The sequence below is a fragment of the Pseudomonas sp. PA-1-6B genome, assembly GCF_021609545.1.
GTDB lineage: Bacteria > Pseudomonadota > Gammaproteobacteria > Pseudomonadales > Pseudomonadaceae > Aquipseudomonas > Aquipseudomonas fluorescens_BV.
Genome location: NZ_WJZM01000020.1, coordinates 15,539 through 28,861 on the forward strand (window position 1 = coordinate 15,539; position 13,323 = coordinate 28,861).

Below are 13,323 nucleotides of genomic sequence, written 5' to 3' on the forward strand. Positions count from 1 at the left end.
TCTGGTTTGATTGAATGCTTACAGCAAATCGTACTGCTTGAGCTTTTTGCGCAAGGTGCCACGGTTGAGGCCCAGCAGCTCACTGGCTTTGGTCTGGTTGCCCTTGACGTAGTTCATCACGCTTTCGAGCAAGGGCGCCTCGACTTCGGAGAGCACCAGGTTGTACACATCCGTGACGGAAGCGCCCTCAAGGTGGGCGAAATAATTGTGCAGCGCCTTCTCGACACTCCCGCGAAGGGTCTGGCCTTCTTCGCTCGGCGTGTTGAGGTGCTGTTTCAAATTGACATTGTCGCTCACGGGTGTTGTTCCACTCACTAAAGTCTCGGTCATCATCGTCATGCGGCCACCCCTTCTCCATCCCCTGTTCCCAGGCTCTTGTCGCGTCCGGCGAAGAACTCACGAACGGTGGCGACCTGTGCCTGCGTTTCATCCAAACGATTGAACTGAGCGCGGAATTCCTTGGCGCCCGGCAAGGTGGCGAGATACCAGCCGACATGCTTGCGAGCAATGCGTACTCCCATCACGTCCCCATAAAAGGCGTGCAGGGCGGCCAGATGCTCTAGCAGAATACGTTCCACCTCGACCAACTCTGGTGCCGGCAAGACTTCACCGGTACGCAGGAAATGCTCGATTTCACGAAAAATCCACGGCCGCCCCTGGGCGGCCCGGCCAATCAACAAGCCATCGGCACCGGTCGCGTGCAGCACGCGCCGGGCTTTCTCGGCACTGTCGATGTCGCCATTGGCAAAGACGGGCATCGACACGGCCTGCTTGATCGCGGCAATGGTGTCGTACTCGGCTTCACCGGTGTAAAGGTCGGCGCGGGTACGGCCATGCACCGCCAGCGCTGTAATGCCTGCCTGTTCAGCGATCTTCGCCACCGTCAGGCCATTCTTGTTGTCCCGGTCCCAACCGGTACGAATCTTCAGGGTGACCGGTACATCCACTGCGCCAACAACGGCCTGCAGGATCTCGGCGACCAACTGCTCATCTTTCAACAGTGCGGAGCCGGCGGCCTTGTTGCAAACCTTCTTGGCCGGGCAGCCCATGTTGATGTCGATGATCTGTGCACCCAGCTCCACATTGGCCCGTGCGGCATCCGCCAGCATCTGCGCATCGCCCCCGGCGATCTGCACCGAGCGTGGCTCGGGATCACCTTCGTGGATCATGCGCATCCGCGACTTGCGGGTGTTCCACAGACTCATGTCGCTGGTAACCATTTCAGAGACTACTAGACCCGCGCCCAAACGCTTGCACAGCTGACGAAAGGGCTGGTCGGTGACACCCGCCATCGGGGCGAGGATCAAGCCGTTTTGCAATGTGTATGGGCCGATGCGTACCGCCGACATAGGACTTCCCTGTTGTGGGGCCGGATCATTAGAGTTCGAAAAAGGGTTGGCATGATACCCGCTCTCGATGACTGGTTAAAGGCTGAATTGGATAAAATCTGAACAGTTACTTTTTTATCGCCATCGGTTTGGTCGACGGCGGTCAAGTCAATAATCCGCCGTCAAACCTCGGTGGGCACACCGTTTTACTCGGGCGAGTGGAAGCTCAGGCTGTAGTTCACGGCTCTATTGCCCGGATCAAGAATGTCCAGGGAGATGTGGATCGGCGTCTGCGAGGGCATTTCGCTGACGCCAGCCAATTCGCCGCTGAGGTATTCGGCGGGCTTGAAGCGACGACTGGCAATCAGGCTGCCGTTCAAGTCCGCAAAGCGCAGCTCCAGCAGCGGGAAGGGCTGGGAGAAGGTCGCGCGGTTATAGATGATGGCATCCACCACCAGCGCCCCGGCGAATTCGGGGTGGCTGCGCACCACCAGATTGCTGCTCTTTATATGGGTAATGTCGACCCGCGATGGCACGGTGCACCCCAGTTTCGGGCATAGCGCCTGGAACCAGGGACGGTAGGCGTCCTGGCGGGCCAGGTCGTCGAATTGGTAGGCGATGTACTGGCCGGCCAGGCCTGCGGCGGCGAGTACCACCAACAATATCCAGACCAGACGGCGACCCCAGCCTGGCGGACGCTTCTGCGCATACAGGTGCAAGGGGTCGTCTTCCAGGTCCTGGAGCAACTCGTCGTGTACACCAGCCTCCGTTCGCGTGCGCTTGCGGCGCGGCTGCGTGCGGTCTTCGGGTTCAGGCTCATCGTGCTCGTCGCGGGTGGGTGTCAGCGGCGGGTCGAGGTCGTCATCCACGGTAGGGGCGTGCAGAGCTGGTTCGTCATCGAGTTCGTCGACGTGGGCCGACATGGACGGTTCGGTGCGCTGTTTGGACGCAGGTGCCTTAACGGGCTCGGGCTCTTCTTCTGGTGCCTGGGCGCGCTCTTCGGGGGGCTCACTGAACAGGCTGGCCGCCCACTTTTCTTCCTCGGCCTTGACTGTGTCGCGGCTGGCGCTGAAGGACTCTTCCTTTTGCCGGCGGTCGGCACCTGGCTGGCGACGTTCCGCACCCAAGGCCTGGGTATGTTGGATCTCGCGACGTTCCAGCTTGGCCAGTTCCTTGTCCAGGTTATCCAGGTCCAGCTCTTCGGCCGTCCACTGTTTCTGGCTGATGGCCCGTGGTGGCTCGGGAGGTGCTTCGCCAATCGGTTCGGGGGTTGTCGGCGCCTCAGGTTCCGGCGCAGACGCCTGGGCACGTTGCTCCAGCAACTGGCGGGCGGCGTTGAACACTTGCAGGCACGAGCCGCAACGCACCACGCCGCGGGCCACGCTCAACTGAGCGTGGTTGACGCGAAAGCGCGATTGGCAATGTGGGCACTGGGTGACGAAACTGTCGGTCATGCGGCCATCCGATTCAGGCAAGCGCTCATTCTAGCGCCGACGACCGCTGATGCGTACCCAGCCATCACGGTTGGCGATCGGGTCCAGCTCGAAGTCTTTGGCGTAGGCCGCAGCCACGTCTTCGCCTTGCTCGGCGAGGATGCCCGACAGCGCCAGGCGCCCGCCCGGCTTGACCAGGCTCGACAGTTGCGGCGCCAGCGACACCAGTGGCCCGGCGAGGATATTGGCCACCAGCACATCGGCCTGAACCTGGGGCAGGTCCTCAGGCAGGTAGAGTGGGAATTTGCCTTCGGCAATGTTGTTGCGCCCGGCGTTATCGCGGGAGGCTTCCAGGGCCTGCACGTCGATATCGGTGCCCACGGCCTCCTTGGCGCCCAACAGCAGGGCGGCGATGGCCAGGATCCCCGAGCCGCAACCGAAGTCCAGTACGTTGCTGTCGGTCAGGTCCTGGCCGTCCAGCCATTCCAGGCACAGGGCGGTGGTCGGGTGCGTGCCGGTGCCGAACGCCAGGCCCGGGTCCAGCAGCAGGTTGACGGCGTCTGGCTCGGGCGCGGCGTGCCAGCTTGGTACGATCCACAGGCGCTGGCCGAAACGCATGGGCTGGAAGTTGTCCATCCAGCTGCGTTCCCAGTCCTGGTCTTCGATGACTTCGCTGTGATGCTCGGGCAGCGGGCCGCCGGTGAGCAGTTCCATATGGGCCAGCACGGCGGCGGCGTCGGTGCCGTCCTCGAACAGGGCCAGCAAGTGGGTGTGGGACCACAGCGGCGTGGTGTTGAGTTCCGGCTCGAAAATCGGCTGGTCTTCGGCATCCATGAAGGTCACCGACACGGCGCCCACTTCGAGGAACGCGTCTTCGTAGGTTTCGGCTTGTTCTGGGCTGATGGCGAGACGGACTTGCAGCCAAGGCATGGCGGGCACCTTTGAAAAAAATGAATGTGCGGCGGGCAGGCCGCGAAAGCGCGCAAGTTTACGCGAGCGGAGGGCAGAAGACGACACCACAGGCAGCACACTGTTTAAATGTGGAGCTCGTGTGGGAGCCGGGCTTGCCCGCGATGCAGGCACCTCGGTTTTTCTGCCGGACCGAGGTGATGCCATCGCAGGCAAGCCAGCTCCCACGCAAGCCTGCTCTCACAGGGCTTTGTGGTGTTATCGGGGCCCATAAACAACAAAACCGCCCGAAGGCGGTTTTGTTGGGTGAAGCACTTACTGGTTGGCCAGCTTGTGTTCCAGGTAGTGAATGTTCACACCACCTTCGCAGAAGCCTTCATCACGAACCAGATCCCGATGCAGCGGGATGTTGGTCTTGATGCCGTCGACCACGATTTCGTCCAGGGCGTTGCGCATACGGGCCATGGCCTCGTCGCGAGTGGCGCCCCAGGTGATCAGCTTGCCGATCAGCGAGTCGTAGTTGGACGGAACCTTGTAGCCGCTGTACAGGTGCGAATCCACACGTACGCCGTTGCCGCCGGGCGCGTGGAAATGCTTGACCAGGCCAGGGCTTGGGATAAAGGTTTTCGGGTCTTCGGCGTTGATGCGGCACTCCAGGGAGTGGCCATGCATCTTCACGTCGTCCTGGGTGAAGGACAGCACGTTACCGGCGGCGATGCTCAGCATCTCCTTGACGATGTCGATACCGGTGACCATCTCCGATACCGGGTGCTCTACTTGCACACGAGTGTTCATCTCGATGAAGTAGAAGCGGCCGTTTTCGTAGAGGAACTCGAAGGTACCGGCGCCACGGTAGTTGATGTCGATGCACGCCTTGACGCAACGCGCCAGTACTTCCTGGCGGGCTTTCTCGTCCAGGCCCGGTGCCGGGGCTTCTTCCAGTACCTTCTGGTGGCGACGTTGCAGCGAGCAATCGCGATCACCCAGGTGGATGGCGTGGCCCTGGCCGTCGGACAGTACCTGGACTTCCACGTGACGTGGGTTGGTCAGGTACTTCTCCAGGTAGACCATCGGGTTGCCGAACCAGGCGCCCGCTTCGGAGCGGGTCTGCTTGGCGGCTTCGATCAGGTCTTCTTCCTTGTGCACCACGCGCATGCCGCGACCACCACCGCCACCGGCGGCCTTGATGATCACCGGGTAGCCGACTTCGCGACCAATGCGCAGAGCGGTTTCCTCGTCTTCAGGCAGTGGGCCATCGGAGCCTGGAACGGTTGGCACGCCGGCCGCGATCATGGCGTCCTTGGCCGAGACCTTGTCGCCCATCAGGCGAATGGTTTCGGCTTTCGGGCCGATGAAGGCAAACCCGGATTTTTCCACTTGTTCGGCGAAGTCGGCGTTTTCCGCGAGGAAGCCGTAGCCCGGGTGGATGCCATCGGCGCCGGTCACTTCTGCCGCGGCGATGATATTCGAGACTTTCAGGTACGAGTTCGTGGCCAGTGGCGGGCCGATGCAGATGCTTTCGTCCGCCAGTTTCACGTGCATCAATTCGGTATCGGCCGTCGAGTAAACAGCGACGGTCTTGATGCCCTCTTCCTTACAGGCGCGCAGGATACGCAGCGCGATCTCGCCGCGGTTGGCGATCAGGACTTTTTGCAGTTTCTTCGCAGGTTTCAACATCGAAGGCGCTCCGCGGTTCAAACGATGGTGAACAGCGGCTGGTCGTACTCAACCGGCTGACCGTTTTCTACCAGGATGGATTCAATGACGCCGGCTTTTTCCGCGGTGATGTGGTTCATCATTTTCATCGCTTCAACGATGCAGATGGTGTCGCCCACTTTCACGGTCTTGCCCACTTCAACGAAGGCTGGCGAGGTCGGTGCCGGGGTGCGGTAGAAAGTACCGACCATTGGCGACTTGACCACGAAGCCGTTCAGCGCAGGAGCGGCTGGGGCGGCAGGTGCAGCGGCGGCGGCAGGTGCGGCAGCCGGAGCTGCAGCGACTGGAGCCGGTGCTTGCATCTGTGGCGCGTAGAACTGTTGGGCCGGGGTCTTGCTGTGACGGCTGATCCGTACGGACTCTTCGCCTTCCTTGATTTCCAGCTCGTCGATACCGGATTCTTCCAGCAGTTCGATCAGTTTCTTAACTTTACGGATATCCATGAATCATCAACTCCCAAGGGTCGGTCAGGGGCGTTTAGCCTGTTCTTCAATGTGTTCCAGGGCGGCCTCCAGGGCCAGTCGGTAACCGCTGGCGCCAAGGCCGCAGATCACTCCTACCGCTACGTCGGAGAAGTAAGAGTGATGGCGGAAAGCTTCGCGTTTGTGCACGTTCGATAAATGCACTTCGATGAATGGGATGCTCACCGCCAGCAGCGCGTCACGTAATGCAACGCTTGTGTGCGTAAAAGCGGCGGGATTGATCAGAATAAAGTCCACGCCTTCGCCGCGCGCGGCGTGGATGCGATCAATCAATTCATACTCGGCATTGCTTTGCAGGTAGAGCAAATGGTGGCCGGCAACACGGGCCCGCTTTTCCAGGTCGAGGTTGATCTGGTCCAGGGTCACTGCCCCGTAGACGCCCGGTTCGCGGGTGCCAAGCAGGTTCAGGTTGGGTCCGTGAAGAACCAGTAAGGTCGCCATTGGCTGTTCCTTGTTATTGGTGTGGGTGCGTCAGAACCCGGCGACTATGCCGCAAAGCCTTTGTGACTGTCCAGTTCTATGCAGTAGCCGGCACGATTAGCGAGGATTGCGCAAAATTTGTGACCAAGAGCCTGCGTTCGGTCAGTGTGGGAGCTGGCTTGCCGGCGATGACGGTGTATCAGTGGCGAACGAGTTGGCTGATCCTGCGCTATCGCAGCGTAGGTATCTATACCACTTCGGTACGACACTGACCCTGTGGCGAGGGAGCTTGCTCCCGTGAAGGCCTGACAACCGGCGCCTGTCTACCTGACACCCCGCGATCCAAATGTGGGAGCTGGCTTGCCTGCGAAGGCGGCCTGACAGTCGACCAGCATGTCAGGCGGTGTACATATTCCGTTATTTAGGTAACGGCCACTTAGGGTTCCGCCCTGACGGCGGCTCACTTTCGAAAAGCGCGAAAGTAAGCAAAGCGCTCTTGCCCCACCACTCGGCATCTCGCTTAGGCTCGATGTGCCCGTAATCCGCCAGTGATTTGGGGGGCCGCCGCCACGCGCCATCCATGGCGCGGGGCGGCTAAACCGGCATCCCTGCCGGTTTACCCCCCAAATCCCTGTCGAATTCCGGCCAGCGTGGTTTAACGGGGCGCCTGAGATCAAGATCAAAAGCAGATCAAGAGCGGCTCGCTTCGCGTCGTGGAGTGTGTGGCCGGACACGGTCAATTGTGGGAGCTGGCTTGCCTGCGAAGGTATCGACTCGGTTCGCCTGAATCACCGAGTTGATTGGATCGCAGGCAAGCCAGCTTCCTCATTTTGGTCTTCATGGAGCATCAGATCGGGTTAGACGCGGAAGGCTTGCACGGCGGTAGTCAGTTGCCCGCCCAGTACCAGCAGGTGCTTGCCCTGGCTACGGCCCTGGCCAATACGCAGCAAATTATCCTCACCCAATTGATGAATCCGCTCACTGTTGTCGCGTATCTCGCTCACGGCGCCACTCTGCTGTGCGGTCACATCGGCAATGCGTACGGCGGTATCCGAGATGGTCTGGATCGCCCCGACGATTTCATCCAGCGCGCCATCCGCCGCCTGGGCCTGCTGGGCGGTGGCTTCGGCGTGTTCGACCTGGGCGCGCATGCCTTCTACCGACTGGTGCGCGGCGCTTTGCAGGCCGGCGATCAGGCCCTGGATTTCGGCGGTGGCGCCGGCGGTACGCTGGGCCAGGGAGCGCACTTCGTCGGCTACCACGGCGAAACCACGTCCGGCTTCACCGGCGCGGGCGGCTTCGATAGCGGCGTTGAGCGCCAGCAGGTTGGTCTGGTCGGCAATCGAGCGAATCACCGTGAGCACGCCGCCGATGGTGGCGGACTCTTCGGCAAGTTTCTCGATCATCTGCGCGTTTTGCTGCACTTCGCCTACCAGCGCATGCAGCCCGGTGAGGCTCAGGCCGATCACACGCTGGCCTTGCTCCACCGCCTGGCCCGCACTGCGGCTGGCCCCGGCGGCCTGGCTGGCATCCCCGGCGACTTGCTGAATGGTGGCTTCCAGCTCGCCCAGGGAGTCACGGATTTGCGCGGTGTCGCCGGCCTGGCGCTCGGCGCCGTCGTGCAGGCCGCTGCTCAGTTCGGCCAGGGCGCGGCTGCTGCCTGCCACTTCTTCGGCATTGCCACGGATTGTGCCGACCAAATCCACTAGGTAGGCGCGCAGGCGGTTAAGGGAGGCCTCGATATCGTGCAGTTCACGGTTGGTCTTGCCCAGGGCAATCGGTTGGCTGAAGTCGCCTTCGGCCCAGGTCGACAAGGCTGGTGCCAGGTTGGTCAGCACGCGCGCCAGGCGGCGTTGCAGGGTATCGATCAGCAATGCGATCAGCAGGATCAGGCCAATCATCACCCCTTGCATCACACGCACTTCACCCTGAATCTTCGCGTGTTGCGCGCGCACCACGGGTTCGAGGCCGGTGATGGCCTGTTGTACGTTGGTGATTTTCAGGTGGGTGCTGGCGGCAAGGTCACTGCGTTGCTGAATCTGTTCACGGGTGCGTTGGAGTTCGGCGGGGTAGCGGGTCAACAGGCTGTTGAGTTCGCGCTTGAGGTCGACGCCGGTGTCCTGGGCTTCGGTTTTTTCGGTATTTTCCAGGCCCATCAACGCGGAAAAATCATCGGTGTTGGATTCAGCGCTGGCCTTTATTCCCAATAAGGGCAGCTGCGCAAGCAGGTCGGCCTGGGTTCGCAGGTTGGTCACTTCTCGCTCGACATCCGCGGCCAACTCGGCGCGCCCGCTGCTGACCAGCTTGTCGCGGGCCAGGGACAGTTTGCCCAGGTGCTGTGAGGCGGCGAGCAGCGGCGACAGATAGCGTGCAGCCTCAGCGGAATTGACACCGCTGGCGTACTGGCTCAATTGCTCCAGGTTCGCGCCCAGTTCACGCTCGGCTTGAAGCAACAGGGCTTGCGGGTCGCCAGCCAATTTACCGGCGGCCAACAGGTCGGTCTTGCTGAAAGTCTCCAGGTCCATGAGGCTGGGGCGCAGGGTTTGCGCCAAGTCGGGCGGCAGTTCGCCCAATTGAAGCTGCAGGCTTTCCAGGCTCTGGGTGGCACTGCTCAGGCGCAGGGCATCGCCGCTGGCCAAGTAGTCCTCGATGTTACGGGCAGCCTGGTTTTGAAAGACCTGGGACAACCCGAGGTAGCGTTCCATCAACAAGTACGGGCGCTCCAGCGCCCGTTGCGACCACCACAGTGTCGCCCCGAGGGCCAGGCACACAGCCACCAGCAGAAGGGTATTGAGATTGGTCAGCAGCTTCAGGCGCATGCGGGGTTTCAACCGACGGCAAGAGATAAGCGCCTGAATTTATTGCGTTTGTATTACAGCGTTATGACCGAATCGGTGGATTCTGGTGAAAAGATGGCACTTTGCTTTGATGTACGAGCGGCTTGCACGCGATTACGTCCGGCGTCCTTGGCGCGGTACAGCGCTTCGTCAGCCTGGGCGGCCATCATCAAGCTGTCGGAACCGTCGCACAGCTCCACCAGGCCGGCGCTGAAGGTGCACCACAAATCCTGCGGTTGGGCGGGGTAGTGGATTTCTGCAAAGCGCCGACGAATGTCGTCCAGCACCTTGCAGGCCGATTCCAGGTCGGTGTCGGGCATCACGATGGCGAACTCTTCACCGCCGTAGCGGCCGATGTAATCGGTCTTGCGCAAACGCTGCTTGAGAAACAGTGCCAGGCTCTTGATCACCCGGTCGCCCATGGGGTGGCCGTGGCTGTCATTGACGCGCTTGAAGTGGTCGATATCGAGCATGGCAAAGCTCAAGGGCTTGTTCTCGCGGCGGGCGCGGAAGCTGCAATCTTCGAGCAGTTGCAGGATATGCGTGTGGTTGTACAGCCCGGTCAGGCTGTCGCGCACCATCCGTGCCTTCAAGTTGCGCGCACGTGACGCACGGTTGCGCACAGTGGTGATCAGGTGACGCGGCTTGATCGGTTTGGTGAGGAAATCGTCACCGCCCTCGCTCATCGCATCCAGCTGTTTATCCAGGTCGTCCTCAGCCGATAGGTAAATGATCGGCACACTGACGTAGCGGTCGTTGTGGCGAATCACCTTGGCCAGTTCGGTGCCGGTACAGGCAGGCATATACATGTCGAGGATGATCAGGTCGGGCTGGAAATCCGCCAGCTCGGCCATGGCCTGGATCGGTTCGGTCAAGGTGCGGGTGACAATGCCGGCACTGTTGAGCAGGCGTTCGGTGTGCAGCGCCTGGGCCCGCGAGTCGTCGATGATCAGCACTTTGTACGGTTCGTACTGGGCCGCGCAGGTTAGCACTTCGATCTTTTCCAGCAGGCTTGAGGCCTCCAGGGTGCCGGTCAGGAACTCTTCGCCGCCGGCGCGTACGGCGGCCAGGCGTGTCGGGGTGTCGGTTTCGTGCAGGCTGAAAAACAACAGCGGCAGCTTTTGCTCCAGGCCCTCCTGGGCCTCTGCCGCGAGCTTCAGGCCCAGGCCCGTGCCGCAGAAGTCCACGTCCATCACGATCGCCGACGGCAAACGCTCGGCCATGGACGCGCGAAAGGCGGCGATGCTGTCCAGGGCGTGGGCGCCCATGCCGAAGAACTCCAACTGCTTGGCCAGGCGTTCGGCGCGGTCATGGTCGGCCAGCATCACATAGATCGGCTTGCGCATTGGCGGCAGGAAGGTTTGCTCAAGCTGATCGCCCTGGCGCAGGCCGGTGCGGGACAGGCGTTGCATCAAGCGGTTGAGCTCGGTGATCAGTTGGCTGCTCAGACGGCCACGGTTCTCGTCCACGGCCTGCAAGGATTGACTGATATGCCGCGCCAGTTGTGTGTGTTCGGGCTGTTCGAAGCGTTCGGCGAAGCGTTGCAGGCGCAGGTTGGCTTCGCTGAGTTCGGAAAAGTCGGCGTTCGACCACTCGCTGCGTTGCAGGCGCTGCCAGATCTCAAGAATTTGACGTGCCTGATGAATTACCCGCTGGGCAAAGTGCTGCTTGAGACGCTCGCGGCTGGGGTCTTCTGACTCGGTCATATCCTGACTACTGTGAGGGTGCATGCTGAGGTCGACTGATGGCTCTATGCTAGCACCTCTTTTCTGATAGATGAGTGTCATACGTCAATTAAGTCTGCGTGCCTGCCATTCAGTTATTGACCAGTGGGTCGCGCAGCGTAAATCGCGTGCATCCTTTATAGTCCAAGCGCGCTGGTGCGCCAGTTTCGTGTAAAAGCCCCGCACCGATGGGCACGATGGGGTAGGGTTGTGGTCGGAATGTCTGAACGCACCCGGACAATTGACGTGCATGAACTCAAGTGATTGAAAGGATATCGCCATGCTGGACTGGAAAAACCGCGAAGGCAGTGCCAAAGGCCCCGCCCCTGAGCCCAAGTCGGCCAATCGCAGCTATTTTCGCAACCTGCTGATGAGCCGGGCGTTGCTCAGCATCATCGGCTTGTACCTGCTGGTCACCGGTGGCCTGGGTTGGTACTGGAGCCAAGAGCCGGCGCTGTTTCCGGTGCAGCAAAATGCCCAGCTTGCCGCCGAGAAGGAAGGCAAGCAGATGGTGGTGGGTTACACCACCGTCGAAACCCTCAAGACCGTGGTCGGCACCTTGCTGAACAAGCCAGGCGGCTACATCTCCAACGACCGTTTCCCGCCAGGCTTGTGGATGGACAACATGCCGAGCTGGGAATACGGCGTGCTGGTGCAGGTGCGTGACCTCACCCGTGCCCTGCGTAAAGACTTCGCCCGCTCCCAGTCGCAGTCGGCTGAAGACGCTGACTTGGCCAAGGCCGAGCCGCGCTTCAACTTCGATAACAAGAGTTGGGTGCTGCCATCCAGTGAGTCGGAATACCAGGAAGGCATCAATTCCCTGAGCCGCTACGAAGCGCGCCTGTCTGACCCGAACCAGCGCGGCGCGCTGTTTTATGCGCGTGCCGACAACCTCAACAACTGGCTGGGCGATGTGGCCACACGTTTGGGCTCGCTGTCCCAGCGCCTGTCCGCCAGCGTGGGCCGGGTCAAGTTGAACACTGCGCTGAAAACCGAGACGCTGGCGCCGGGTGAAGTGCCGCAGGTCGATGAAGAAGTGGTGGAAACCCCATGGATGCAGATCGACAACGTGTTCTACGAAGCGCGCGGCCAGGCATGGGCGCTGTCCCATCTGCTGCGTGCCATCGAAGTCGATTTTGCCGACGTACTGGCCAAGAAAAATGCCACCGTCAGCGTGCGCCAGATCATTCGGGAGCTGGAGGCCTCGCAAGAACCGGTATGGAGTCCTATGATTCTTAACGGCAGTGGCTTCGGCGTACTGGCGAACCATTCGCTGGTGATGGCCAACTATATTTCCCGGGCAAACGCTGCAGTGATCGACTTGCGTCAGCTCCTCAACCAGGGTTGATAATGGACGCGACTCAAAAGGAGGCCGCACACCGAGCGGCCTCCGACGCTGAACTGATCTGCTGGGTCGACAAGCAGGACCACCTGCTCGGTCACCTGGTCAGGTCCGACCTGCGCCAGCGCGGCTTGATCGGCCGCTGCACGTTTATCTTCCTGTTCAATTCCAAAGGCGAGCTGTGTGTGCACCGGCGCACGCTGAGCAAGGCGTTGTATCCAGGGTATTGGGATACGGCGGCGGGTGGGATGGTGGCCAAAGGTGAGAGTTATGCCGTTTCGGCAGCCCGCGAGTTGGAAGAGGAATTGGGCGTCAGCGGTGTGCCCTTGACCGAACATGACCATTTCTATTTTGAGGATGGCGACAGTCGGCTTTGGTGCAAATCCTACTCTGCCGTCTGGGATGGCCCCCTGCGCCTGCAGCCCGAGGAGGTCATGGAAGCGCGGTTTTTAAGCATCGAAATCATCCAGCAAGAGGCCGAACAAAAGCCCTACTGCCCGGACGCCCAGGAAGGCTTGCGGCGCTATCTGGCCTCGCGTCGCTAAAGTTGCAAAAAATGGCGCCATTTGGCTCTTAGCAAGTCGGCTTTTTGCCGTTACACTGCGCGCCTTTTCACCCGAACCACATTAGCGGTTCGGTAGCGCTGCCCCTGCCTGAGTGGGGCTTCGCGGTCGGTCACCGCCTTGTGCGGCGCCGATCAGTCTTCATCCTCCCAAGAGGATTGCCGGTGGCCAAAAAAGCCGCATCCTTCGCCGCCCTTGGTGGCCTGGTATTTTCCACCGACGCAGGTCGACACTGCCCGGACTGTCGTCAGCCCGTGGATTCGTGCACCTGCAAACAGACCCTGATCCCCGAAGGCGACGGTATTGCCCGCGTGCGTCGCGAGAGCAAAGGCCGTGGCGGCAAGACGGTGACCACTATCACCGGCGTGCCCCTGGCTGAAGAAGCCCTGAAGGAATTGGCCACCTCGCTGAAAAAGCGCTGTGGCACCGGTGGCGCGTTGAAAGACGGGGTTATCGAGATTCAGGGCGATCACGTCGAGTTGCTGTTGGCCGAGCTGATCAAACTCGGGTACAAGGCCAAGAAGTCCGGCGGCTGAAAGCCTCTTCCCAACCTGTGGCTAAACTCTGTC

General features: G+C 61.0%; 11 protein-coding genes and 1 pseudogene. 3 read left to right on the forward strand and 9 right to left on the reverse strand.

Translation table 11 applies throughout. From position 1 onward, the window contains the following. Window positions 1-18: 18 nt before the first annotated feature. The 9 genes and pseudogenes from fis to GIV35_RS11950 all read right to left on the reverse strand — a co-directional run bounded on the left by fis (window position 19) and on the right by GIV35_RS11950 (window position 10,831). Complete coding sequence (fis, locus tag GIV35_RS11910) at window positions 19-339, reverse strand: DNA-binding transcriptional regulator Fis (protein ID WP_002555375.1); 321 nt, start codon at window positions 337-339, stop codon at window positions 19-21. Then, complete coding sequence (gene dusB, locus GIV35_RS11915) at window positions 336-1,349, reverse strand: tRNA dihydrouridine synthase DusB (RefSeq protein ID WP_034126416.1); 1,014 nt, start codon at window positions 1,347-1,349, stop codon at window positions 336-338. Before dusB ends, fis begins: the two co-directional genes overlap by 4 nt. 185 nt (window positions 1,350-1,534) lie before the next feature. Then, on the reverse strand, window positions 1,535-2,782 hold the full coding sequence (locus tag GIV35_RS11920) for a DUF3426 domain-containing protein (RefSeq protein ID WP_236264516.1): 1,248 nt from the start codon (window positions 2,780-2,782) through the stop codon (window positions 1,535-1,537). 30 nt (window positions 2,783-2,812) lie between these two features. After that, window positions 2,813-3,691, reverse strand: a complete 879-nt coding sequence (prmA, locus tag GIV35_RS11925; RefSeq protein WP_034134793.1) for a 50S ribosomal protein L11 methyltransferase — start codon at window positions 3,689-3,691, stop codon at window positions 2,813-2,815. A gap of 294 nt (window positions 3,692-3,985) precedes the next feature. Then, a complete protein-coding gene (accC, locus tag GIV35_RS11930; RefSeq protein WP_003188188.1) occupies window positions 3,986-5,347 on the reverse strand; it encodes an acetyl-CoA carboxylase biotin carboxylase subunit in 1,362 nt (453 codons plus the stop codon). A 17-nt stretch (window positions 5,348-5,364) separates the two neighbouring features. Then, on the reverse strand, window positions 5,365-5,829 hold the full coding sequence (gene accB, locus GIV35_RS11935) for an acetyl-CoA carboxylase biotin carboxyl carrier protein (RefSeq protein WP_105225599.1): 465 nt from the start codon (window positions 5,827-5,829) through the stop codon (window positions 5,365-5,367). 24 nt (window positions 5,830-5,853) lie between these two features. Next, entirely contained in the window at window positions 5,854-6,309 is a 456-nt protein-coding gene (gene aroQ, locus GIV35_RS11940) for a type II 3-dehydroquinate dehydratase (RefSeq protein WP_073524980.1), read from the reverse strand. Window positions 6,310-7,145: 836 nt separating this feature from the next. Further along, window positions 7,146-7,661, reverse strand: a pseudogene (locus tag GIV35_RS27475) (methyl-accepting chemotaxis protein); the annotation flags it as partial. Between the two features lie 1,499 nt (window positions 7,662-9,160). Beyond that, complete coding sequence (locus GIV35_RS11950; protein ID WP_223023811.1) at window positions 9,161-10,831, reverse strand: response regulator; 1,671 nt, start codon at window positions 10,829-10,831, stop codon at window positions 9,161-9,163. A gap of 298 nt (window positions 10,832-11,129) precedes the next feature. Between GIV35_RS11950 and GIV35_RS11955 the strand changes: the two genes are divergently transcribed. The 3 genes from GIV35_RS11955 (at window position 11,130) to GIV35_RS11965 (ending at window position 13,290) form a co-directional block, all read left to right on the forward strand. Then, window positions 11,130-12,197, forward strand: coding sequence for a DUF2333 family protein (locus tag GIV35_RS11955; protein ID WP_105225602.1), 1,068 nt, complete (start codon window positions 11,130-11,132; stop codon window positions 12,195-12,197). Window positions 12,198-12,199: 2 nt separating this feature from the next. Then, on the forward strand, window positions 12,200-12,736 hold the full coding sequence (locus GIV35_RS11960; RefSeq protein WP_198715487.1) for an NUDIX hydrolase: 537 nt from the start codon (window positions 12,200-12,202) through the stop codon (window positions 12,734-12,736). 182 nt (window positions 12,737-12,918) lie between these two features. Then, window positions 12,919-13,290, forward strand: coding sequence for a translation initiation factor Sui1 (locus tag GIV35_RS11965; protein WP_003188201.1), 372 nt, complete (start codon window positions 12,919-12,921; stop codon window positions 13,288-13,290). Window positions 13,291-13,323 lie beyond the last annotated feature (33 nt).